This is a genomic window from Nostoc sp., assembly GCF_035638895.1.
In the GTDB taxonomy this organism is placed as follows: Bacteria; Cyanobacteriota; Cyanobacteriia; order Cyanobacteriales; family Nostocaceae; genus Nostoc.
This window is the reverse complement of the sequence record NZ_DASQZC010000460.1, coordinates 14,899-39,010: the sequence shown is the minus strand read 5'-3', so window position 1 is coordinate 39,010 and position 24,112 is coordinate 14,899. Positions and strand designations below refer to the sequence as shown.

General features: G+C 41.1%; 24 protein-coding genes. 11 read left to right on the top strand and 13 right to left on the bottom strand.

The features are described 5' to 3' along the window. A partial coding sequence (gene typA / locus VE944_RS23285) for a translational GTPase TypA (protein ID WP_324982560.1) occupies nucleotides 1-1,420 on the bottom strand: 1,420 nt, incomplete at its 3' end. 346 nt (nucleotides 1,421-1,766) lie between these two features. Here typA and VE944_RS23280 point away from each other — a divergent pair. Beyond that, nucleotides 1,767-1,922 (top strand): hypothetical protein, encoded by a 156-nt coding sequence (locus VE944_RS23280; RefSeq protein ID WP_324982557.1) that lies wholly within the window; start codon nucleotides 1,767-1,769, stop codon nucleotides 1,920-1,922. Nucleotides 1,923-1,979: 57 nt separating this feature from the next. Here the strand turns inward: VE944_RS23280 and VE944_RS23275 are convergent, their stop codons facing one another. The 3 genes from VE944_RS23275 to VE944_RS23265 are packed head-to-tail and all read right to left on the bottom strand — an operon-like array spanning nucleotide 1,980 to nucleotide 4,056. Next, the gene (locus VE944_RS23275) at nucleotides 1,980-2,225 is read right to left on the bottom strand and encodes a hypothetical protein (RefSeq protein ID WP_324982554.1); all 246 of its coding nucleotides are present in this window, start codon (nucleotides 2,223-2,225) and stop codon (nucleotides 1,980-1,982) included. Between the two features lie 33 nt (nucleotides 2,226-2,258). Further along, nucleotides 2,259-3,035: a type I methionyl aminopeptidase gene (gene map / locus VE944_RS23270; RefSeq protein WP_324982551.1), complete on the bottom strand. Its 777-nt coding sequence runs from the start codon at nucleotides 3,033-3,035 to the stop codon at nucleotides 2,259-2,261. Nucleotides 3,036-3,045: 10 nt separating this feature from the next. Then, nucleotides 3,046-4,056, bottom strand: coding sequence for a Gfo/Idh/MocA family protein (locus tag VE944_RS23265; protein WP_324982548.1), 1,011 nt, complete (start codon nucleotides 4,054-4,056; stop codon nucleotides 3,046-3,048). Between the two features lie 587 nt (nucleotides 4,057-4,643). Here VE944_RS23265 and VE944_RS23260 point away from each other — a divergent pair. Next, nucleotides 4,644-4,943: a ferredoxin gene (locus VE944_RS23260; RefSeq protein ID WP_324982545.1), complete on the top strand. Its 300-nt coding sequence runs from the start codon at nucleotides 4,644-4,646 to the stop codon at nucleotides 4,941-4,943. Nucleotides 4,944-5,143: 200 nt separating this feature from the next. Here the strand turns inward: VE944_RS23260 and VE944_RS23255 are convergent, their stop codons facing one another. Then, a complete protein-coding gene (locus VE944_RS23255; protein WP_414690159.1) occupies nucleotides 5,144-6,880 on the bottom strand; it encodes a SpoIID/LytB domain-containing protein in 1,737 nt (578 codons plus the stop codon). 112 nt (nucleotides 6,881-6,992) lie between these two features. Between VE944_RS23255 and VE944_RS23250 the strand changes: the two genes are divergently transcribed. The 4 genes from VE944_RS23250 (at nucleotide 6,993) to VE944_RS23235 (ending at nucleotide 9,681) form a co-directional block, all read left to right on the top strand. Beyond that, nucleotides 6,993-7,256 (top strand): sulfiredoxin, encoded by a 264-nt coding sequence (locus tag VE944_RS23250; RefSeq protein ID WP_324982542.1) that lies wholly within the window; start codon nucleotides 6,993-6,995, stop codon nucleotides 7,254-7,256. 119 nt (nucleotides 7,257-7,375) lie between these two features. After that, complete coding sequence (locus VE944_RS23245) at nucleotides 7,376-7,867, top strand: Dps family protein (RefSeq protein WP_324982539.1); 492 nt, start codon at nucleotides 7,376-7,378, stop codon at nucleotides 7,865-7,867. A gap of 151 nt (nucleotides 7,868-8,018) precedes the next feature. Further along, entirely contained in the window at nucleotides 8,019-8,672 is a 654-nt protein-coding gene (gene grpE / locus VE944_RS23240; protein ID WP_414690158.1) for a nucleotide exchange factor GrpE, read from the top strand. Nucleotides 8,673-9,339: 667 nt separating this feature from the next. Beyond that, nucleotides 9,340-9,681, top strand: coding sequence for an STAS domain-containing protein (locus VE944_RS23235; protein ID WP_324982533.1), 342 nt, complete (start codon nucleotides 9,340-9,342; stop codon nucleotides 9,679-9,681). On the opposite strand, the gene VE944_RS23230 is transcribed toward VE944_RS23235, so the two are convergent. The 3 genes from VE944_RS23230 to VE944_RS23220 all read right to left on the bottom strand — a co-directional run bounded on the left by VE944_RS23230 (nucleotide 9,668) and on the right by VE944_RS23220 (nucleotide 12,813). Beyond that, nucleotides 9,668-10,804: a PP2C family protein-serine/threonine phosphatase gene (locus VE944_RS23230; RefSeq protein ID WP_324982530.1), complete on the bottom strand. Its 1,137-nt coding sequence runs from the start codon at nucleotides 10,802-10,804 to the stop codon at nucleotides 9,668-9,670. The two genes, VE944_RS23235 and VE944_RS23230, sit on opposite strands and share 14 nt — an antisense overlap. A 163-nt stretch (nucleotides 10,805-10,967) precedes the next feature. After that, entirely contained in the window at nucleotides 10,968-11,735 is a 768-nt protein-coding gene (locus VE944_RS23225) for a DUF1350 family protein (RefSeq protein ID WP_324982527.1), read from the bottom strand. Nucleotides 11,736-12,093: 358 nt separating this feature from the next. Continuing rightward, a complete protein-coding gene (locus tag VE944_RS23220; protein WP_324982524.1) occupies nucleotides 12,094-12,813 on the bottom strand; it encodes a hypothetical protein in 720 nt (239 codons plus the stop codon). A gap of 158 nt (nucleotides 12,814-12,971) precedes the next feature. Here VE944_RS23220 and VE944_RS23215 point away from each other — a divergent pair, with 158 nt between their 5' ends. From VE944_RS23215 to VE944_RS23205, 3 genes are all read left to right on the top strand, one after another. Continuing rightward, the gene (locus VE944_RS23215; protein ID WP_324982523.1) at nucleotides 12,972-13,268 is read left to right on the top strand and encodes a hypothetical protein; all 297 of its coding nucleotides are present in this window, start codon (nucleotides 12,972-12,974) and stop codon (nucleotides 13,266-13,268) included. 530 nt (nucleotides 13,269-13,798) lie between these two features. Further along, a complete protein-coding gene (locus VE944_RS23210; RefSeq protein ID WP_324982520.1) occupies nucleotides 13,799-14,362 on the top strand; it encodes a pentapeptide repeat-containing protein in 564 nt (187 codons plus the stop codon). Nucleotides 14,363-14,535: 173 nt separating this feature from the next. Beyond that, complete coding sequence (locus VE944_RS23205; RefSeq protein WP_324982518.1) at nucleotides 14,536-15,732, top strand: M20 family metallopeptidase; 1,197 nt, start codon at nucleotides 14,536-14,538, stop codon at nucleotides 15,730-15,732. A gap of 81 nt (nucleotides 15,733-15,813) precedes the next feature. Here the strand turns inward: VE944_RS23205 and VE944_RS23200 are convergent, their stop codons facing one another. Further along, a complete protein-coding gene (locus VE944_RS23200) occupies nucleotides 15,814-16,866 on the bottom strand; it encodes a hemerythrin domain-containing protein (RefSeq protein WP_324982515.1) in 1,053 nt (350 codons plus the stop codon). Between the two features lie 1,130 nt (nucleotides 16,867-17,996). Here VE944_RS23200 and VE944_RS23195 point away from each other — a divergent pair. Beyond that, on the top strand, nucleotides 17,997-18,611 hold the full coding sequence (locus tag VE944_RS23195; RefSeq protein ID WP_324982512.1) for a Uma2 family endonuclease: 615 nt from the start codon (nucleotides 17,997-17,999) through the stop codon (nucleotides 18,609-18,611). A gap of 20 nt (nucleotides 18,612-18,631) precedes the next feature. Here the strand turns inward: VE944_RS23195 and VE944_RS23190 are convergent, their stop codons facing one another. The 3 genes from VE944_RS23190 to VE944_RS23180 all read right to left on the bottom strand — a co-directional run bounded on the left by VE944_RS23190 (nucleotide 18,632) and on the right by VE944_RS23180 (nucleotide 21,882). Then, the gene (locus VE944_RS23190) at nucleotides 18,632-19,984 is read right to left on the bottom strand and encodes a pentapeptide repeat-containing protein (protein ID WP_324982510.1); all 1,353 of its coding nucleotides are present in this window, start codon (nucleotides 19,982-19,984) and stop codon (nucleotides 18,632-18,634) included. Between the two features lie 294 nt (nucleotides 19,985-20,278). After that, nucleotides 20,279-21,499 (bottom strand): geranylgeranyl reductase, encoded by a 1,221-nt coding sequence (gene chlP, locus VE944_RS23185; RefSeq protein WP_324982507.1) that lies wholly within the window; start codon nucleotides 21,497-21,499, stop codon nucleotides 20,279-20,281. 185 nt (nucleotides 21,500-21,684) lie between these two features. Continuing rightward, a complete protein-coding gene (locus VE944_RS23180) occupies nucleotides 21,685-21,882 on the bottom strand; it encodes a hypothetical protein (protein WP_324982505.1) in 198 nt (65 codons plus the stop codon). 49 nt (nucleotides 21,883-21,931) lie between these two features. On the opposite strand from VE944_RS23180, the gene VE944_RS23175 reads away from it, so the two are divergent. Next, the gene (locus tag VE944_RS23175) at nucleotides 21,932-22,948 is read left to right on the top strand and encodes a sulfate/molybdate ABC transporter ATP-binding protein (protein WP_324982502.1); all 1,017 of its coding nucleotides are present in this window, start codon (nucleotides 21,932-21,934) and stop codon (nucleotides 22,946-22,948) included. A gap of 240 nt (nucleotides 22,949-23,188) precedes the next feature. Here the strand turns inward: VE944_RS23175 and VE944_RS23170 are convergent, their stop codons facing one another. After that, on the bottom strand, nucleotides 23,189-23,797 hold the full coding sequence (locus VE944_RS23170; RefSeq protein WP_324982499.1) for a DUF4360 domain-containing protein: 609 nt from the start codon (nucleotides 23,795-23,797) through the stop codon (nucleotides 23,189-23,191). Between the last annotated feature and the right edge of the window lie 315 nt (nucleotides 23,798-24,112).

Genomic DNA, 24,112 nt, shown 5'->3' with positions numbered 1-24,112 from the left:
GACGGTAGTCTAAGAAGCTGTGGTTCATGATGCCTTCGCCACGAGTCATCCGCATGAATTCACCCCGGAAACCAATCAATCCACGGGCGGGAATGACAAACTCTAACTGGGTGCGATCGCCACTACCTGGTTGCATATCTTGCATTTCGCCTTTGCGTTGTCCCAGCCGTTCAATACAGCTACCCACACCATCAGCAGGAATGTCTAACACCAGGAGTTCGTAAGGTTCGCAAGGTTGACCGTTGATTTCGCGGTAAATTACCTGTGGCTGAGATACCTGGAACTCAAAACCTTCCCGACGCATGGTTTCAATTAAGATACCCAAGTGGAGTTCCCCACGACCGGAAACGAGGAATTTATCGGGAGAATCGGTTTCTTCGACACGCAAAGCAACGTTGGTTTCGAGTTCGCGGAATAGGCGATCGCGTATTTGTCTTGATGTCACCAACTTGCCTTCTTGACCAGCAAAGGGCGAATCATTCACCCAGAAGGCCATTTGCAAGGTTGGTTCATCCACTTTAATTAGCGGTAAAGCTTGCGGTTGATTGGGGTCAGTAATCGTTTCCCCAATATAAGCATCAGCGAAACCAGCCACCGCGACAATATAACCTGCGGTTGCTTCTTCCATCTCTACGCGCTTCAGTCCATCAAAGCCCATCAATTTGGTAATTTTGCCCTTGACAATAGTACCATCTTCTGTTACCAAAGCAGCTTGTTGTCCTGAGCGGATAGTACCGTTGTGAATTCTGCCAATCACAATCCGTCCCAGATATTCAGAATAATCTAGGGTTGTAACTTGCAGTTGCAGAGGCTTATTGCTGTCGCCTACTGGTGGTGGAACGTGTTGCAGAATCGCGTTAAACAGGGGTTGCATATCTACCGATTCTGCTTCTAAGCTTTCCTTAGCAAAACCTCCCATACCGGAGGCAAACAGATAGGTAAAATCACACTGGTCTTCATCTGCCCCTAATTCCAAGAACAGATCCAAAACTTTATCAACAGCAACGTGGGGGTCAGTTTGACCACGATCAATTTTGTTGATGATAACGATGGGACGCAGCCCTTTTTCCAAAGCTTTTTTGAGGACAAAGCGTGTTTGGGGCATGGGGCCTTCGTTGGCATCGACAATCAGAAGACATCCGTCGACCATGCCGAGTACGCGTTCCACTTCACCACCAAAGTCAGCGTGTCCAGGAGTATCAACAATATTGATTAGTGTATCTTTGTAGCGAACTGCCGTATTTTTGGACAGGATAGTAATACCCCGTTCCCGTTCTAGGGCGTTGGAGTCCATAACGCAATCCGGAACGTCTTCGCCTTCGCGGAAAATGCCGGATTGTTTGAGGAGTGCGTCAACCAGGGTGGTTTTGCCGTGGTCAACGTGGGCGATAATGGCGACGTTGCGAATTGGGAGCGTCATAGAAGCTTTTAGTGAACTCTAGAGGGGGTTTATAAGATTTACATTTGAATGCTAGGCTGTTTTAACAGAATTGGGGATGATCAGCAAATTCTGTAAAGAACCTTTAACAATTCTAGCGTAATCGTCACAATTGCGGTTAGGTTTGTCAAGGCTCCATAAGACAGAAATTTAGGCAGGCTGAATCATGTCCTTAATGCTGAATTATTTACCTGATTAACTTAGAAAACTTAACTCAGATAGTTGAAGAGTAGGTAAATGCCTGGTTAAAACTTTTAAGATATGTTTTATACCGTAAATTAGCCTGACTTGTGGCATGGTTAACACCAGCGTGTTGGACTTTTGAATAATGGCTTGGATGTTAGGACAGCAATTGCAGAGTGGTAAATACACAATTGAAAAAGAATTTGGTATTACCTATCTCGCCAGAGATAATCACGGGCGTTACATTGTCATTAAAACGTTAAATGATATAGCGTTTCATAATAAGAGTGAGGTACAGTAACAACAATGAGTAAACCAACCTTGGATATCTTTTAAAGACACTTTATTAAAAGCTTCTTCAATTGCTTTTACTAAAGAAGGATAATTTCTGGCACCAATAGAACGGTTCTGGTAATTCGGAAGCTGTGTTAATTGATTTTGGCATTCCAAGGGAATTTACCCATAACTGCTTTTCTAAGCTTGTTAGTTTTAGTAGGTCATCTTGCCACTCTCGAAAGAATTCTTCCGAATCAACTAACTCTAATCCATAGAGCAATATTAGTTGCTTAAGTGTGACATTTTCCGCAGCAAGAGTTTGAACCATAATCTTAATTAAGGAGTAGAAAAATCTACCACTTTAGTAATTCTTGCCTTCAGGTAGGGTGAGAATTTCAACGCCATCTTCAGTTACTGCTAAGGTATGCTCACATTGAGCAGAAAGCTTGCGATCGCGCGTGACAGCAGTCCATTTATCGCCCAGAACCTCGACTTCGTAGGTACCTTCGTTAATCATTGGCTCAATAGTAAAAACCATCCCTGGTCTGAGGCGCTTACCCTTCCCGCGTGTACCATAGTGGGGAACATCGGGCGCAGTGTGAAAAATGTTACTAATGCCGTGTCCAACGAAATCTCGCACTACAGAAAAGCCTTCTCCTTCAGCATACTCTTGAATAGCTGCACCAATGTCTCCAATGCGTGCCCCAGGTTTAACTTCAGCAATACCCAAGCGCAAACACTCTTCTGTCACCTCTACTAATTTTCTCGTTTTTGGAGAAGGAGTACCGACAAAGAATGTCTTAGATGTATCGCCGTGATAACCCTCAACAATGGGCGTTACATCAATATTAATAATGTCACCTTCCTTAAGAATTTGTTTGGCATTGGGAATGCCGTGACAAATTACCTCATTTACACTCGTGCAAATTGATTTAGGATAGCCCTTATAACCAAGGGGTGCGCTTTTTGCTCCATGAGCTTGCGTCCAACGTTCGGCTTCATCATTGAGTTCAAGAGTGCTAACCCCTGGCTTCACAAACGGTTCGAGATGCTGGAGAAGTTTAGCTGCTAAACGCCCAGCTTGACGCATTTTGTCTAATTCTCGTTGGGATAAAATAACAATTAGTTCGGTTTTCATTAATTTTTATCTAGATATCTTTCATAAACATAGTTAACCCTGTCTGTGCAGCTTTTTGTGCAGCATCAGCAACCTTTAGGGTATACAAGCTCTCCTCTGGGGTAACGTACAAAGGAGTACCATCAAAAAGATGGTCTAAAACCATACTTGTGTCTTTAGCGAACAAACCCCGGCGAGGCCCAACCTCTATAGGTGTTGTTTCCCCTGGTTGGATAAACAATCCTGTGTCGCCATCAAAAATTAAACCACCTTTTTCACCATGAACTTCAAACTTGCGTTCTGATTGCCAAATAGTTTCACCTTTGCCATAGACTACTTGAGCTAAAAGTCCGCTAGTAAAGTACAGTTGACTAATGCAAAAACAGGTTTGGTAGTATTCTGGTTCTATTTGCCAATATCGCTGGTGACAGTTAACAGTAAGTACTTTACCAAATAAATCGGTGAGACGATGTAGGCGAGACAAGGCACCAATTAAGGGAAAACCGAACAACTCGTGGTTATAAGTCCATTTGCGGGGTGCAGGATTCTGGGGATTGATGGTGCTGTAGCGAACATAAAAAACTTCACCAATTTTGGCTAAGTTTTGCTTCAAGGCTTGATGCAAACCACCCAAAAGTTCTAGGTGTTCAACGTGCAGGAGTTTTTTTTGTGCTTTGGCTAAGGCAATCAGTTCTTCTGCTTCAACTACATCCAACGAAAGAGGATATTCTACAACCACATGTTTACCGTTGGTAAGTGCTGCATGAGCGATCGCACCATGATCTCGATTAATAGTAGAGATCACCACCAGGTCTATATCTTCACGCTCTACTAGCTCTTGCCAAGAACTCAACGCTTCAATTTGGTACTCTTTGGCAAAGGTTTCTGTTGTTTCTGTGGTATGACCAACAGCTGCGATTAACTGCGATCGCATTCCCTCATTATGGAGTAATGCCTCAGTTCGAAACTTTGCCGCATACCCAGTACCCACCAAACCTACACGCACTTTTGCTTTTTCCAAAGCTGCTCCTGAATTATACATGATCCTCACTAGTTATGTTTTTGATTCTTTCACCCTTCTAGTGGTGATATTCTCTCAACATCTATAATCAAATGACTTCACCAGTTTAGACTTTACAACATTCGTACTAGGGCATGTTTTCAAAACTATAACCACAAAATAATCAAGACGTTAGCGCAGTTAATATCTTCTGTTGCATCTGCTATGCCTAGATGACTTTTGAGTAGGCATACGGCAAGGCTGATATTGAGAAAATCTCTACCTGATCGAATGAAACAGCTTTGCTTTTTAAGGGAAGTTGGGAATCTCTTCTGCGTAAGTCCTACAAAATATAGGTGGCATTAATCCTATTCATATTTTTTATCCATTAATATAACTTTTTCTAATTACAGCCTGACTAGGGACGGAAATAATATAAATAAAACTTATCAGGATTAAGCAACTAAATTTCATTACTAATCGGGTTCAATTTCCAGTCACATCGTTTAGTTTTTCTCGTAGTATCAGAATTGAAGCAAATTTGAACCAACGGCTAATCCCACAGAACAGCCGTGACCTTTGCCTAAAGATAACTTATACTACCGTTTGCAAAACAGAGGATTATCTCAATGCCAACTTTTAAAGTGACACTAGTCAACGAAGCCGAAGGGCTGAACACAACCCTTGATGTTGATGACGATACCTATATTCTAGACGCTGCTGAAGAAGCTGGTATTGACCTGCCTTACTCTTGCCGCGCTGGTGCTTGCTCGACCTGTGCAGGTAAACTTGTATCGGGTACCGTTGATCAAGGTGACCAGTCATTCTTAGATGACGATCAAATACAAGCTGGATATGTATTGACCTGTGTCGCTTATCCTACCTCTGACGTCACAATCGAAACTCATAAAGAAGAAGAACTCTACTAAGAGTTAGGCTCCTCAACAATAAACCTTTTGTAAGAGTTAGTGATGTTGAAAAAATAAAAGCATCACATCTAGTGTTAACGCCCTTTCAATGCCGTGTCTATAAAGCGACTTTGACAAAAAGCCTAATTTGGTGTTGAGCAGGAACACAGTAAATTTTGTGTTCCTGCTTGATTTTTTCAGTATGGACTTTTCCGATTAACTTAAAGTTTAGTCTCTTTGCTGAAAATCTGAATCTGAGTACCAGGATAGTAGAATTGGAGAATTTTTGGACTTGACCAACCTAATTTAGCTAAATTTTGAGCGCCAGTTTGACTCAAGCCGACTCCATGTCCTAATCCACCCCCAATAAAAGCGTATCCCCAAAGATCGGGTTTTCCTTTATTTAGGGGTTCTATGTAAAATAGCGTACTTCTAGGAGCAGCAAAGGCACTACGAACTTCGTCTTTGTGGAGAACAAAGGTGCTGTTATCAGTTTTGACGGCAAGTTCAAGGATACGCCCACTCTGGCTTCGCTTTACTACTGCCATAGCCTGAATTGTCTTAAATTTTGCATAAGGACTCTTTTTCACGTGCAAAAATTTCTGCAAGTCCTTGGTAATATCCTTTAAAGGGGTTTCCTTATGCCAACGAAACATATCCCACTTGCTTTCATTAAATCCTTGTTGGATATTAATAAATTTTTGGAAGTTATTTTCATCTGCTAAACTCTGCTTAGACAAGTTCCAAAAATTACTTGCAGCATCCAGTACAGGGCGCAGATACGGACGATCTTCACCATTCCAGACATCGCTGAAGGAGGCGGTAACGCCACCAGTAGTGGAAGAATAAAGGGCATCTACTAGTTCATTTTTATAGGTTACTACCTTACCCCTGGTTGAGGCGATCGCTTTGTCTGTTTTGGCAGCCGCTCCATTCAGCCCATAATAAACTTGGCAGTGAGTATCAGCACATAATTGATAGTTATCTGCTGCGAACCTGCGTAAATTTCTTAAAGCATAAGTCCGAGCCAGAATTGCCTGGGCTTCTAGCGCAGCTTTTGGTGCATCTGTGCCTATTTCGTAAGGCACAACCCCACGCAAATAAGTTTCTAAAGGAACTTGGTTAACTAAAGTGTATGTGCCATAAGCATTTGGCTGCAAATTCATTCGCCCAGCATAAAGACGAGCATTTCCTGGTTTCTCGCTTTTATTCACCCGAATCAAGTTTTTATCAGTACTAATTTCCAAATCATTTGGGCTATAGCGCTTACCATCCACCACCCAACTAACTCGCGGTACTTGTTTTAAAACTTTAGTATCAAGATATACTTTTTCTTTGGTAGAAGCTTGAATATTTTGCAATAGCAACCGTCGCAGTAAAGGAGTGCTATAAACATCGCGTTTCGCCCAAACCTGCCAGCGTTCTGGCTGGGCTATTTCCACTTCCATTCCTTGAGAACGCCATTTCTTAGCGCTGTCTTCCGCAGTTTCAAAGGTGCGGTATGTGCCTAAAACTACTACTTCCTGAACTGTTGGCTGGGGTAAAGCTTGCATGACTGTTTCCAGCTTTACAGGATTCTTAGTAACCAAGGTTTGCTGCTTGTTGCTTATAAGAAATTTTAGCTTTAAGCGATCGCCTTTTGTAGCTTCTAGTTGCAGCTTGGCTGTGGGTTGTGAGCCAAATCGCTGCACAATCCCGATTTTCAGTTCCATACCTTGAATGTTACTCTCAGGCGCTGATGCAGCAGTTAGTCCCAATAGACAAAATGTGGTCAGCACAGTATGGGAAAAACGCCAAAGCGAAAATTTCATAGCCATCTGATAGCCTACCCCTATGGGGAAGCAAGCTACGCGCAGCATTTCCAAGAGCGATAGCGAGTAATCGATTGTCTTCTGCCCCTTAATGCGGTGTTGGAGCTGATTTCCCGATTGCTTTGTAGTGCGGTTTTTTTGTCGCATGAGTGCTCCAATGATACCATTAGCAGTTTTGCCCAAAGTGGTTGCAAAACGTAGTCATAATGACTATGATTTATTTAGAGACATAAAACAGAACTAGTTGGATAAACTCTTTATGGTTAGAGTCCAAGAAATCCCATTAAATCAGATAAAACGGCCGTTGCCTCGTGCAAACGATCCAAATAAAGTGCAAGCCTTAATGGAATCGATTGCGGAGATTGGGCAGCAAGAACCTATAGATGTCCTAGAAGTAGATGGACAATATTATGGCTTTTCTGGTTGCCATCGGTATGAGGCTTGCCAGCGTTTAGGCAAAGATACCGTTCTAGCCAGAGTTCGTAAAGCACCCCGTAGTGTTTTAAAGATGCACTTGGCGTAGAGAATGGGAGTGGGGAGCAGGGGAGGCAGGGGAGGCAGGGGGAGAATACTAATTGCTAACTCCTGACTAATGCCCAATCCCCAATCCCCAATTACATATAACCTAATTAGGAGAAAATTATGTCATCGAAAGTAACAGTCAAAAATGTAAATATAGGCATTGACGAGGCGAGTAGGGCTAAAATTGCCGAGGGTTTATCTCGCGTGTTGGCTGACACTTATACACTTTATCTGAAAACTCATAACTTCCATTGGAATGTAACGGGGCCGATGTTCCAAACATTGCATTTGATGTTTGAGACCCAGTATACAGAATTAGCTTTGGCAGTTGATTTAATTGCCGAGAGGATTAGAGCGCTTGGCTATCCTGCGCCAGGAACTTACAGCGAATATGCCAAATTGAGTTCGATTCCAGAAACTCCCGGCGTTCCAAAAGCTGTAGAAATGATCGGTTTACTAGTGGAAGGACAAGAAGCCGTAGTCCGAACTGCGCGGTCTATTTTCCCTCTGCTAGAGGAAGTTAACGACGAACCTACCGCCGATTTATTAACTCAACGGATGCAAGTACATGAAAAAACAGCTTGGATGTTGAGAAGTTTACTGGAAGAATAAGTATTGGGGAATGGGGAGTAGGGAGTAGGGAGTAGGGGAGGTAGGGAGAGCAAAGGAGAATAATCTAATGCCCAATTCTCAATTCCTAATTCCCAATACCCAATACCCAATACCTAATTCCTAATTCCCAATGCCTAATTCCCAATTCCTAATGCCCAATTCCCAAAAGTTGCAAGAATTAATGCAACAGGCAGGGATTGCTAGTTTCAAAGCGCTGAGTCGCGATGCTGGTGTCTCAGAGCGTCAAATTTTGCGGTTACGCCAAGGAAAGCTAGAGCAGATGCGGGTAGATGTACTGCTTAAGCTGTCGCCAGTGCTACAAATTTCATTGAATGAATTAATCGCAACTTTTTCAACCATAGAGTTCTTATCAGAGAAAGCAGCACCTACTCAAGAATTATTAGAAGAAATTGCAAATTTAAGAAAAGAGTATCAGCGATCGCAGCAACAAATAGAACAGCAGCGAGAGATATTACTACAAGAACTCCAGCAGTCGAGTTTGCAACTGCTGGAGTCTTTATTATTGCAATGGCCAACCGCAGCACAGAAAGCGCAGGAGAATCCCCAGCTAGCAGCAGTCAAAATAGTACCGTTGGTGCAAAAACCTTTAGAAAAGCTTTTAGAGGCGTGGGGGGTGGAAGCGATCGCACCCGTAGGGGCAGAATTACCTTATGATCCCCAACTGCACCAATTGATGGAGGGAACTGCACAACCTGGAGAATTAGTCAAGGTACGCTACACTGGCTACCTTCAAGGTGAGAAGCTGCTTTATCGAGCTAAAGTAAGTCCTCTTAGAGAGAGCTAGAAGGAAAATTTTCACCTTCCTCGAATGCTCTCAAAGCTTTAAAGCCTTATTTTTGTTGGCGTAATTCCCTCGTACCTAAAGCCAGGTAGCCGCCTTCCCGCCTCAGCTACAAAACCGCTTATTTGAACCGTATGGCTGCTAAAACCAAGTTTTTTTGCTAAAGTTTCTTCATCTAGACAGGAATTATTGCAATTATGTAAGTAATCGGACATAAATAAATGTAAATGCTAATTATTATCATACAAAGCTGCACATTAATTCCCTCAGACTGGAAGTCTGGGTTACATAAACCAAGCCTGCCTTTACAGGCTATTTTAATAATGTTTATTAAACAAATTTCAGTTTCGCAAAAATCTTTAGCAAATTATCCGAAAAGCTGGAATTTTTACTTGTAGTTCAATATTAGCCTCTAAAGAGAAGATGTATATCCGTTATTCTTAGTTAGTTATTTGTTAGTAATCAGGCAGTATTTAGTTAAATAAAAATTAGTTTTTGATTAACAATAATATAAAGATGTTTATAGTTTATCCTTACTGATTCTTCTGGTACACTTATCAGTAAATATTTATCACCAAACTATGATTTCCCTTGTAAGGATTTTTAAATTTTCTCTGATAGGTATATAATAGCAAAATCAAAGAAAGCATCAAATCAGCATGACATAATTATGATAGAACAAGTGAAAATTATTAAGCTCGCCGGGAATTTAAATGCTACAACTTCACAAGATTTTCGGAAAAATATTACTGAAAGTTTAAAATTGGGTACAAAAATTGTGTTAGTTGATTTCCAAGATGTAACATTTATGGATAGTTCCGGTTTGGGGGCTTTAGTATTAGCTTTTAAAACCTTACGGGCAGCAGATAGTAAGCTTGTTCTATGCTCAATTAATGAGCAAGTCAGGATTTTATTTGAACTGACTAATATGGATAAAGTATTTGAAATATTTCCTAGCCAAGACGCATTTAATCAGGATTTTAGTCTCAAAGAGTTAATTAATCAAACTTAATTTGCAAGATAGATAAATCATCATCAAAAGCATCTTTGGAGTTCAGAGCGATTAAATAACTCAACACCTGATCGAGTTGGCAATCAATCGGATTTTGTAAGCTAACTAGTAGCTGAATAAAAGCATCCAAACTCCAAAGTGTGCTATCTGATTTAGTGATTTCATAAGCACCATCACTGAAAATGTAAAGAGTACTGAATTTTTGAATATTGCAAAATGCATCAACATATTTTGCTTCTGGAAACATCCCAACTGGCATACCGGGGGTTTTCAATAGTTGGACTTCAGATTTTCTTGGAGACGTGCCAGTTACTAAAACTGCTGGTGGATGACCTGCACTAGCATAAATTAACTGGCCGTTGGTTCGATTGTAAACTCCATACCAAATCGTAAAGTATTTGTCATTTTGATAATTCATCTGAAAGGTATCATTCAAAGCCTTCAACACATCGCTAGGTTGATAATAATTTAGGCCTTTGAGCGCACGGGAACGCAGTAGATTCAGCACTGAAACAGAGGGAAGAGTAGCTTTGAGTCCATGTCCAGCAGTATCAAGTAAGTAAATTGCCAGACAATCATCATCGAGCCAATAGTAATCGAAACAGTCACCGCCGAGTTGCCGCGAGGGAATGAATCGGAAATTTATATTGAAGGGTTCAGTCATGGAAAAAGGCAGTAGCGATCGCACATATTCTGCGGCTTCTGACATTTCTGATTCTAAAAGCAACTTTTGAGCCTGCAAATCTCTACTCAACTGATGCAGACGTAATCCCGCTCTTACCCGTGCTTGTAATTCATTATGCTCGATAGGTTTAGAAATAAAATCATCAGCGCCAGCATCTAGACCTTTGACGCAATCGGCAACCGAATCTAAAGATGTTAATAAAATAAAGAATGTAGTGGAAAATTTAGGATCTTTCTTAATGTGTTGGCAGACTTCCAGACCAGTTAACCCCGGCATGATCCAATCACAAATAATTAGTGCTGGACGATAAGCCAGTGCCTTTTCTATTCCTTCTTCACCGCTACTGGCAGTAACTATCTCATAACCCTGCTTTTCCAGCATCCTTTTTAGAAGTATTTTTATTGAATAATCATCATCAATTATTAATATTTGAAACATAAAAAATTTTCGTAGACACTAATTAATAAATTATTGCTATTGCTCTAAAAATAGAAAATAAAAATAGTATATGGGCTAATGAGTTAGTAGTATATGTATATTAATACTACTAACTCATTTCTATTTTCTGTCGAATTCATGACTTCTCAATAGTCATAAAAGATTATGGGGGTGCAAGAGGATTCACCCACAAGAGGATAGTATTTTTTAGCTGGTTTAAGTCCCGGTATGCTTCTTGTTTGAACCATTGCCCTAAGGCATCAAAGGGGGTGAAAGATGTTCCAGTTTGCCATTTAATATCTTGACCTAGAGGTGTTGTATGAGTTCCTGGTAACGTTTGTATTGTCACCATTTGATCAAAGCGTTCTTGCAAGATTTTGGTTAAAGCTGCGGATTGGTCAATGGTGTCATTGCTAAATTTTATTAATAAATTGCGCCTAATGTCATAACGCTCTTGCACAAGCTGGTTTGTTTCCAATGGTGAGGGGGTAAACTCAATCGCAAAAGTAGAATTGAACTGTTCTACTAGGGGGATAGCTTCTTTAGCGGCGTAGTTGTTGAAGGATATTAAAATATTGCCTGCGCGTTCTACTTTAAAGAGACTACCAATCAGCAAGTGAAGTTTACAGCCCATACTGTGCCCAATGCCATAGATGGGGTAGTAAAGCTTGCGTAATGCCCCAGAATCCTGTAAACGTTCGAGGGTGCGGTCAAAGTTTAGCAGCACAGATTTTGCGATCGCAGTATGATCCAAGGTGTTGACGAAAGGCGTAGCAATTACAACATAACCTTTACTTGCCAATTGTTCGAGTAACCAGCGATAAGTGATGTGCGGTGCAGTGGCGACGAATGCACCTCCTAAAAAATGGATGATACCTATGGGATTTCGGGGAATGATTACCCAGTTGCCTCTGACTTCTTTCCAGTCCATGCCGATAAAGGATCGCTTTCTTGATATTCTTTATGTTAGACCGGCGATCGCAACTGTGGGAAAGATTATCCAAAAAGCCACTGAGTATATCTGGTGAGTAGGTTGGAAGTCAATAAAAGGAAAAAGGGCAGTTCTTGCTGCGAGCAGAGGGAATCCCCATATATAAATTTGGGGCTTCTGAACCAAGGATGTATTATTTCTCGTATTACACATCTCGAAATAAATATTTTTACTTTTGGGCATAAATAAATTTATTTGCTCTGAAACCTTGGTGGTAGGTTAATTTAATATCTTTCCGCCAGCAAGAACTTTCCCCTCCTCCCCTGTCTATAAAGGTCATTATGAATTAAGAATCATCTTAGCGCTGAGTCTGTAATCTTTTCATTTCATGTTGTACATCTAATGCAATCTGTAATGCTTCATTGAGTAATCTTCCATGCTCAGTAGCCTGTTCATTTACTTGCATGGCTGTTAAAGTTGCTAAATTGTTGACGAATAGTTCTGTATTACTAAGGATAAAACTCTTATTTTCTCTCAAAATTGTTTCTGTCTTCAAAGCACGAACTAAATCTGACTTAGTGAGTTTTAGCGCTTCAATAACACTCTCTCTTTCCTTTATAAGCACTTCTGGATTACCAGCTTCTTCTATTTGGTCATTGATATCTATTGCTCTAATAACAGTATTATATCTTTCAACATCCTTTAACAGGATTCGCAAAGAATTTGTCATGTGATATTTGACAATTTTACTTTTACTTTTCCATATTAAATATAATATACTTTGTGTAAAACCACCAATCCAAATACCTAAGATAATTAATAATATCCAGGATGGAATCGTCACCCATGCTACAAATATTTTTACAAATATATCAAATAAAATATAAGTAAAAACAAATGTAGCAAACCCAATAAAAATTACAGTTGCCCCTTCCGAACTTTTAATTTTTTGAATGTATATTTTTACTAATTTTTTTAGAGGATTTGTAATTATTAAAAGTTGATCATTGACAGGTAAATTAGTCAGCTTTTGCAGTTCATCCTGACTAATTTCCAAGCCCTGTAAATCATCCCGCACAGCTTTTCAATCCTTGCCAGAATAGTTATTTAATCTAATATAGCAATCAATTTTCTGGAATGCTGCCATTTTGTCTAAACTTTTTCAGACAAGTTAATACTGTTATGCAAGGTCAAGATTTTTTGTACAATATGATACTCTTTTTCTAATATAACTATTTGTTGTATAAGAGTAACAAAAACAAAAATAAATCAATTAACTGTAAATGCAATGAAAATTTAACAGTTTATTGCCCTGGTCAAGAGCCATTTGCAGCTACAAGAAACAATAATATAAAAGACCGCAAAAACAGAGATTTTGTAGCATTTTCGATTATTATCATCGCCCACCCAGAAATAAATTTTAGCGGATTAGAGCTACTGTCCGCTCAAATGGACTCTTCTTTACTCTCTGTTATTACATTAGTTGCCATCTCTGGTCAACAGCAACGCATCAATCAGGCTCAAACTGGCTGACAAACCTGGAAATGACGTTGAGCAACTCGATCCTTTAACTTATAAGAACGCTAGAGTCTCTCTATCAGCCACACTCCAACCAGCGCTAGAGGTCTAATTTCCCGACACCTGTCAAAGATGAGCCAACTTACAGTAACACCAAGCGTATTGGTTATAAATCCTTTCTCCTCTCTGCCTTTGCTGTTAATCCACTGCCTAAAAACAAGATCCCCCTAGTCGTGTTTTTCATCGAGCTAGGGGGATCACATATATGGTAGTCTATAAGAGATTCGGTATAGTTCCTTACGAACTTGATTCTATAGCCAATATTTTAGTTTGAGTAGTCTTATCATCAGAATTTATAGTATTTTTACACCTTCTTAATCAATGCTTCATCCCTATTCTTCCTTGGGGAGGCAGTATATATATGTAAGTATGACAGTACGCAATATGCGTCACTTGTCATTTTGTGGATATCTGTAAAAAGATATGTAACTATGGCAATACGCAATATGCGTTACTTGTCATTTTTGTAGATATCTCTAAAAAATATGAAACTCAAGATTGTTGCTACCGTTGCCCTGTTAGCTTGTTTTGGGTTTGCAGAGCAAGCCCTTGCATTAAATCAGCTAGATTTGGATCAGCTGAAGGCAACAAGTACCTGTCCTAGATGTAATTTGAGTGGTGCTGACCTAACTAAACTGAATCTAACTGGAGCAAATTTGCGAGGGGCTGACTTGAGTGGTGCTACATTATCTCAAGCTAATCTTACGAATGCCGATCTTACTGGTGCAAATTTAGAAGGTGCGCTTTTGAATTCGGTCAATCTCAGTGGTGCTTCGTTAACAGGTGCAAATTTAAAATCAGCATCTCTGGAATATGCCGATCTGTCTAATGCCGGTTTCATAAGCGCCAATTTGGAAGCAGCAAACTTAAAAGACGCCAAATTGCAGTTTACCAATTTTCGGGGGGCTAACTTCCGACTAACAACTATGGCTAATGGTGTTGTTACATCCGACAAACCTTATGGCTGGTCGTTAGAGCGTCAGAATCCTAGAGAATGTAACGAGTTTAAACCCGAAAATACTCGAGGCACAACCTGTTATTCAAAATAAACTGGGAGTAGGGAATGGGGAGTAAGGAGTGAGGCATTGATTATTTCTCGCTTATCTGCATTATCCTTCCCTATCCCTCGGCTTTTTTCTTGACTCATCCTTGTATAGCAAAAGCATTTTGTTTGTTAACAGTTCTTTATCATGGAAAAAAAGCCTATAGATTAATTAAATTGATGCTTACCCGTATTAAAGACTTAGCAGCAAAACTAGCGCCTCGCTTAATTGAAATTCGCCGCCACATCCACTCTCACCCAGAACTCAGCGGCCACGAGTACCAAACAGCAGCTTTTGTGGCTGGTGTTTTATCTTCCAGTGGTCTGCACGTACAAGAAGGAGTTGGCAAAACGGGGGTTATTGGAGAACTGCAAGGCACTAGCGAAAATGACCATTTATTGGCAATTCGCACCGATATGGATGCCTTGCCAATTCAAGAGGGCACTAATTTAGAATATGCCTCTCGTGCAGATGGTATTATGCACGCCTGCGGTCACGATGTCCATACCACCGTAGGTTTAGGAACGGCAATGATATTGTCCCAAATCGCTGAAGAGTTGGGTGGGAAAGTGCGATTTTTATTTCAGCCAGCTGAGGAAATTGCTCAAGGGGCAAGCTGGATGGTGAAAGATGGGGCGATGGAAAATGTCTCAGCTGTATTAGGGGTTCATGTTTTCCCTTCTATACCCGCAGGATCTATTGGCGTGCGTTACGGGGCATTAACAGCCGCAGCTGATGATTTAGAGATTCTGATTATGGGAGAATCTGGGCACGGGGCGCGTCCCCATGAGGCGATTGATGCGATTTGGATTGCTTGCCAAGTAATTACTGCAATGCAACAAGCCATCAGCCGGACGCAGAATCCCTTGCGTCCTGTAGTATTGAGCATAGGTAAGATTAATGGTGGCAGAGCGCCGAATATAATTGCTGATAAAGTGCAGTTATTGGGAACCGTGCGATCGCTCCATCCCGAAACTCGTGCCCAGCTGCCGAACTGGATTGAAAATATTGTATCTAATGTTTGCCATACCTATGGGGCAAAATATCAAGTCAATTATCGCCAGGGTGTACCCAGTGTCCAAAATGATTATACCCTAACGCAATTGTTACAATCAGCCGCAGAAGAAGCTTGGAGTAGCGATCGCGTCCAAGTCTTACCTGAACCTTCCCTTGGTGCTGAAGATTTTTCTATGTATTTGGAACACGTCCCTGGTTCCATGTTTCGCTTAGGTGTCGGCTATAAAGAAAGAATTATTAACCACCCCTTACACCATCCCCAGTTTGAAGTTGATGAATCTGCCATTATCACTGGCGTTGTAACTATGGCATACACCGCTTATAAATACTGTCAGCAAAACTGTCAGCAAAATTTTTAAACAAAAACTCCCAGCACATCAGCACTGGGAGTTTTTGTTTAACTAACCTTTTTTAGGGGATATAGAAAGCTCCAAAGCATTCTATACATTGGATTCGCTAACAACGCCTAATTTCTCTTGAATTCTGGTCTTAGCGGCTTTAAATTCACTAGCCAGTTGCTCACTTTGATCGCTGCTCAAATTGTTACGAATAGCAGCAAACATTGTGCCTTCTTCTTGACGAATATGGTCGCCAACAGCTTCCATAAGCTTTCTAATTTGATCTTTGAATTCAGGTGAAGAAGGGCTGATAGCTTTAATTTGATCTAACACCCGCTTCATCTCAGCTTGCTCGTCAAACAATTCTTGGGTGTTATCTTGACCATAGAAAGGACGTACTCTTGGGTAGACTACTTCCTCTTCAGCTTCAGCGTGAGCAGTTAGATCCTTGTAAATTTGACCAAAGTATTCTTGGATCTTCTGGGGATTGTCGCTTTGCAGGAGTTCGGTAAATAGGGTATTTACCTTGTTGTGATCCAGACGGATAACATCTTGGATGTTCAGATCGCTTTTATCAGTGGTTTGGGTAACAGCACTACCTACTACACCACTTACCGCAGCCATAGCGTCTTGAACACGCGCCCAAATTCCTTGATCTGCATCTTGTCCAGTTAATTCGCGAACACCCAGAATTTCCAGAATACCTTTGAGTTGTTCTTGGTGAGCGCGGTTCTCAAAATTAACAGTATTCAAGGGCCCGATCGCTAATAAAACATCAGCACCAACTTTTTGAGCCGCCTTATGAACAATCAAGCCACTCATTACTACTTGGTGTTTCAGCAATTCATGCTGAGATACTTTTTCATACAGGCTTAACTCAGAACCTTTGAACAATTCACGAGCTTTTTCAATGAATTCTGTAACATTTTTTTTGGGTTCAGCCTGAATCCCATACTGACCAATTACAGTTTCTATAATGCCAAGATTTTTTTCGTCATCCTTGAGGAAATCGCGGATGCGATCGCTAATCTCAGCATCAAGCCCTTGCGTCAAAAGCGATTGCTCATTTTCAATAAGCAACTGTTGAAGTGCTTTTATACTTGCCAATTTTATAGCAATAGCATTGCGTTTCGTATCATCTAAAGTAGTTACCATCCGTGTTCTCCTCGGCAAAGGGTTCATAATTATTACTTTATATAACTTTGACATAGGGGTTAAGGAGATTTCATCTTTCTTTTGAGCGATCGCGCTCACAACTCTGGGTAGAGAAACAAAAATTTTCGTTACAATTTCTGCTCTTATACTTTTAGATAGATAATAATCTAAATCTAAACTATATCCTGAGATAGATAATTTTTAGATTTTGTTTAATGTCATTCAATTTTTGAAAATATATCCAAAAAGAGTAGAAATTAATCAGCAAATACATTGTATTTTCCAGAACTATTGGAAATTATTAGTATAGTTAATTTCTTTGTAGGAGTTAGCGTAATTTAAGATTAAAAAAATTATCTTTTTCATTAATTTAAAATGATACCTTGATTTTTGTCGTGAGATATTAGCATTTATTGGATCAAATAGACGCAGACTACCTAAATTTACGAAACTAACCCCCTTTATTGGAAAATACAGTTAACACGATTGTTTTATCGCTACTAACTATTGACTAACAAGTTTTATTTACCTCTTTATCACCTCAAATTAGAGAAATATATCGAGATTGAAACACCAGACAAACTATCATCAAAGGATGAATTTACTGCTTATTTTTAAATCAAAGATTCTGAGTAACAGTTATTGAGTCTAAACAGGTTGCTTATTCGGTACAAGCATGACTTGACTAAATTCTGGCATATATGCTGGCTGCTTGGCAGTCACAAGATGTAGTATTTGGCATGATTACTTGTGGCGGCAGTTTAATGAACATAAAACTGCTCAAAGGTTATCCTCCTCGGTATGCCATACATTATTTGTAATCCCAATACCTTCGCCAATTTACGAGGGTGAGTTGATGACGCTTTCACTATTAACTCGCTATTCTCTGAGGTTTGGCAAAAACAATAAGTTCTAAAAATTCCTTTAAGGTTTCCCACAAGGTTTTTTTTAACGTATTGACCGCAGTATAAGGGTTTGAGATGACAAGCTACCTTTTAAGCGAAACGCTTATGTATGGGTAATTTTGCCAGTTTTGCCAAAATTTTTCTAGGCTCTTATTTTGGCAAAGGTATTGAATCCTAATCAACATTTATTGCATGATAAAGTAAAACATATATGGAGGTAAGATTATGACCCAAGCGTTGCCAAAATTACTAACCTTTAATGAATTTATCGAATGGTATCCCAACGATGGAAAACGCTATGAGTTGCACAAAGGAGTAATTGTTGAAATGCCACCCCCAACTGGTTCGCATGAAAAAGTTATTGCATTTTTGTCGCGGAAATTAACTGTGGAGTTTGATCGTCTCAATTTACCCTACGGAATTCCCAAAACTGCATTGATCCAAACTCCTTCTGCCGAATCTGCTTATTCGCCTGATGTGTTGCTGCTAAATCTTGATAATCTCGACAATGAACCGCTTTTTCAAAAACAGTCAACAGTAAGCCAAGCAGCATCGGTTCCAATAGTCATCGAAGTTGTTTCAACAAACTGGCGAGATGATTACTACAATAAACTTAGAGATTATGAAGAAATGGGAATTCCCGAATATTGGATTACTGATTATGCTGCATTGGGTGCAAGAAAGTTCATCGGCAATCCCAAACAACCCACTATTTTTGTGTGCGAATTAGTTGATGGTGAATATCAAATGACAGCGTTTCAAGGTAACACCGCGATTTCATCACCTACCTTTCCCCAATTAAATTTAACTGCACAGCAGATTTTTAATGCGGCTAACTAATTTTTTATCTAGTTTTATAATTATCTTCCCAACTTATTGGGAATACCTTCACAACCACCAGGAATAGTACCTCTAGTTTTTTCACCACCCCAAGTGCAACAGTAGTTACGTGTAGACTCAGACATGCGCTGCACATTGCTGAAATCGGCATTTTCCACCACAGCGCCAGTGTGTTCGCCGGTTTGATAATTTGGTGGTTGAGTGCGACTGCGGGGTGATGCTTTATCCACTACACCGTAGAATAGGCGAATCCCGTTAATGTCGGCACCACTGAGATTAGCACTATATAAAATTGTGCGGGAGAGGTTGGCTTTTACTAAATCACAATCGCTCAGGTTAGCGCGGACAAGATTAGCTTCGCTCAGATCAGTCCAACGTAAATCAGTAGCAGAAAGGTCTGCTGCGGCTAGCGTTACGCCTAAATCGATGACACGCACACCTTCCAGGCGATCTTCTGCATATCCGCCACTCCCGTCGAGAATGGCTCGACCTAATAGCCGATCGCGTTTTAGGGGTGAGAGCAACTTGGAACGTGAGAGAAAGCGGAGAATTTTCGCTTTACCACTGCCATCTACACTACTCAAAATAGCCGCAGTGCGTCCTTCGGCGATCGCTCTTTCTTGGGGCCAATCTTCTAATAATCCTTCTTGATCTAATACTAAGTCTGAAACGCCTTGGAAATAGGAATCAATTGTCTGTTGCTGGGTAATGATGTTTTGCTGAACTGTTAGCAGGTTTTGCTGAATTGTCAAGTCTTTGGAAATAACATATTGTCGCCACGCCACGTAAACGGCGATGACGGCAATCAGAATTTGCCCCAAAGCGCCAAACCATTCTGCTAAGGTTCCAGCAATGTCCCAGTTAATCTGGCGTCCCCAAACTAGCAAGCGATCGCCCACACCTGTAAACTTGATCAAGCCGATGATGGCTACTATTAGTCCCAAAATGGCAACAAACAGGGTGCGTTCTTGGGCTGAAAACCACTCATTTAAGGCTTTTTGCAACCAAGGCAATAATATCGCTAGGGATAACAGCAAAGTTATCAGCGTTCCGATAATGCCGACGATCCAGTTATTGAGGATAACTCCAATAAAGGTGATGGCGATCGCTAGGAGGATGAGCAGCAATGCCCTCGGCTTAACTATGAATTGGTTGGTAGTGGGTTGCTTGAAGTCAGAACGGGCAAGTTTGAGAGCAGTTGTATGTTGCGGAGATTGCAAAGATGCGATCGCCGCTAGGGCTTGTTGTGTTGCTAGTGCTTCTGAGCTTAGGTTCTTCTCACTTGCACTCCCGTCAAAGTCATCTGGTTGCAAGTCGTTTTCTGGGATTGGTTCTGGGGTTGGTAAATTAGAGGAATTGGATTCAATCGTCATGTTTTCTATTTTGCCCCAGCAGATTCAGTTCAACATCTGTTTTATCAGAAATTGCACTAAATCAAAAATGTTCGATGCACCTGAGAAAGGCTAAATTTAGCAGTTTTCAATTGCGTGTACACACAATTTGTAGAAGCATCGATTTCCAAATAAAAAAGCTATGACAAAAAGCTATGACATAAATATATGTTGTGGGGTGAACCTCTTGCCAGCTCTGATTGATGAGCGTGCAGGATGTCCACCCCACAAAATTAGGTAATTTATTTGTTGGAATTCCCAATCCTTTGCACTCAGTTAAGGTGCAAGGGCATTACCCCGAATTAGACTACCAATGGTTTTGGCAGTAATTTTCAGTTGGGTGATGGGATTAGCTGGGACAACCGTCTTATACAGATAGCTATCGAATGTTAGCCGTTGTACATCAAGGTCATCACACATTTCCACAAACGCTTCGCGGGTGGCGTTGGAACGATAGAACACGGTTTGCAGAATGTCCAGCACCTTGTAAGTGAGTCCGTATCTTTTATCCCAACGCTTCAGGTAAACCTTAAGGTCGCGTTCTGTAGGAATACGGCTACCACTATTAGATGCTTCTACAATGGTTTCGGCACACATCCGCCCAGATTTAGCCGCAAAATAAATACCTTCGCCAGAAGACTTGGTAACGTAACCAGCAGCATCTCCCACTAAAGCGATGCGACCGACAACACGACGGGGACGGGGATGTTCGGGAATGGGGTGGGCTTCTACTTTGATGATTTTACCGCCTGCCAATTTCTCGGAAGCACGGGCGCGGATACCAGCTTGTAACTGTTTGATGCTGGCTTTATTGACATGCATTGTGCCAGTACCAACCGCTACGTGGTCATGTTTGGGGAAAACCCAAGCGTAAAAATCGGTAGAAACGTCATCACCGACATACATTTCGGCGAGGTCGTTGTAGTAGGCCATTTTGTCTTCGGGTAAGCGAATTCGCTCTTGGAAAGCGATCGCATAATTGTAATCCCCAGCGTCCATTTCTTTAGCAACGCGAGAATTAGCCCCATCCGCCCCAATAATTAAATCCACCTTCAGAGTTTTGGCAATACCCTGTGATATCCCATCTGTATGGTCAATGTAATGAATGGTATAGGGATCAGTATTGTTTCCTGGTATATCAAGTTTATGAACAGTGGCATTAATTAAATTTGCGCCGAGTTTTGCCGCGCGATCGCGCAAAAAGCCATCCAGCACTTCCCGGCGGCACATTCCTATATATTCATCTTCATTTATCAGATTGATATCAACCTCCCGATTGGAAGGCGAAATCATTTTCATCTTCCGTACCCGGCGATCGATAATCTCTGGTGGTAAGTCAAATTCACTCACCATACATAGAGGAATTGCACCCCCACAAGGCTTCGCATTGTCTAGCTTCCGCTCAAACAGGTAGGTTTCAATCCCAGAGGCTGCCAGTGTTTCTGCGGCAGATGAACCAGCAGGGCCTGACCCAATAACAGCAACCCGTAGTGTCAAAGGTCTTTCTCCCAATCTTCACATTTACCGAGAGCATACTACCACGGTCTTTCTAGTGATTTGGCGCTTTTCCTTCAGGTTTATGCACAAATGCAATATTCCTTAATGTTTCGATACGAATTGGGGATTGTGGACTTGTACTGAGCGTAGCCAAAATATTGCGAATTGTGAATTGGTATGACTGTTTAGGTTGTGCCGATTTGGGCTGCAATTGTGCCAAGATCATTAGCATAACTCCTGATTGCGGTTCCCCGGATTGTGGTGCTGCTGATTGTAGTTCTGTAGATTGCAGTGGTGCTGATTGTACCTTTCTCGATTGCGGCAGTTGCGGTAGCTAAATCTTGTTTATTCAAAAATAACGATGTATGGTATATGTAAGACACAGTAATCCTACCAAGGATCTGTAGATTTAGTTGCAGAGGTACAGCAGCAGTGGGCATAGTAGTTGAGAATGTCTCCAAACAATTCGGGAGTTTCAAGGCAGTTGATCAGGTCAGCCTGGAAATTAAGAGTGGTTCGCTAGTTGCGTTGCTCGGCCCATCGGGATCAGGTAAATCTACGCTATTACGGTTAATTTCAGGTTTAGAAATGCCAGATAGCGGCAAAATCCTGCTTACCGGTAAGGACGCTACATATCAAAGTGTGCAACAGCGCAATATTGGCTTTGTGTTTCAGCACTATGCCCTATTTAAGCATCTAACTGTCAGACAGAATATTGCCTTTGGCTTAGAAATTCGTAAGGCACAGCCAAAGAAAATTAAGGGGCGGGTAGAACAGTTACTGGAATTGGTGCAATTGACTGGACTAGGCGATCGCTATCCATCACAACTTTCTGGTGGTCAAAGACAACGGGTAGCATTGGCAAGGGCACTGGCAGTAGAACCTGAAGTATTACTGCTAGATGAACCCTTTGGCGCACTTGATGCTAAAGTCCGCAAAGACTTACGGGCATGGTTACGCCGCCTCCATGATGAGGTTCATGTTACTACAGTTTTCGTCACCCACGACCAAGAAGAAGCAATGGAAGTCTCCGATGAAGTTGTAGTGATGAATAAAGGGCGTGTGGAACAGGTGGGGACACCATCTGAAATTTACGATAATCCTGCCACCGCATTTGTAATGAGCTTCATAGGCCCGGTGAATGTGTTGCCCAGTAACTCCAAGATTTTTGAAAGTAGCGGATTTGATGCACCACACCCACAAGTGTTTTTGCGTCCGCAAGATGTGATTTTGGAAAAGGTTGCTAACGGTTCTACTACGGCTGCGACAGTGAGCCGTTTGATACATTTGGGTTGGGAAATTCAGGTAGAATTAACTTTTGATGATGGGCAAGTGGTGATGGCGCATTTAACACGCGATCGCTTCAACCAATTAGAGTTAGAACCCAAACAGCGAGTGTATGTGAAGCCAAAGGATGCAAAGTCCTTCCCTCTGTCTTATTCAATTTAGTTGGCAGTGTGGAAGTATTTATGCTTGCTGCTTTAGACCGCAGTAGAAAAACGTTGCCAGAATATTTGCCAAATCCACAGTAGCCAGTGCAATCAGAGATAGATTGCACAAAGATATACAAAAGCACCAGCCTAGTATCATACTGAGGCTGGTGCGCTGGCTTTTCACGGATTTTTTGTGAGGACTAATTTAATCCTCTAACATTCGACTTTCTACATGGCACCGCTATATCTGCTCCTACTAGCAAGGAGTCAAATTAAACCTAATTCTATAAATTCCATTGAATCCAATTTGAGTTCGCTGCCCCGCAGCTACATTTGTAGCACGCGCTATCAAAGTTGTGTTGATGCCGAAAACCGAATTCACTCGGTTAGCACACGCGTCTACTGTATCTCCTGTAATAGCTACATCTTTTAGCCATCCACCTGAAGAGCCAGACGGGAAGTTTGCGTTTAGATCAGTACTAGATGGAATTACTTTCCCTTGAAACACTGGTCTAACCCTTAGAGCAGCAGTACCCCCCTGAGGCACATTTGTAAAACCAGAATACCTCAGGTTAATGGGCTGAACTTTGTAACCTCTAGGTATATTAAGCCCAATTCTGAGATTGCAAGATTGTGATACAACTCTAGGAGATACAGCTGTAGCCTGAAATCGAGGGAAAGTTACAGACAGAGTATTTCCTACCAAACTTACTAGGGCATTTCCCGAGGGGCAGCCATTTCCGAAAACAGTTACTGGAACACTTTCAAACTGAAATGCTGGTGTTTGAGCCTGTGCCTCAGATAAACCCACAACATTTAAACTCAGTAGCGTCAAACTGGAAATAAGAGCAGTTAAAACTTTCATATCTTTCATCTCAAATAAGGAGAGCTTCTCAGGTTTGTTGTCAATAACTATGTCTCAAGACACAGAGTCAAAGATTTATTCAGAGCGATTGGAAGAAATCTTTTGATAAGTTGGTACAGCTTTACAAAGATCAGGTTTTGGGAAAAATTAAATGCAAAACTAACTATGCATTAAAAAAACCTAACAAGGATTAAAAGCATCTCCTACTATACTTCTAGACACAAAAAGTTTATTTGCCAAACTCTTTGAGTTTTGGGCATTTCTACCAATCATTAAAATGTATGAAATACGCTTTGGTTAAAAAAGACAAAAACA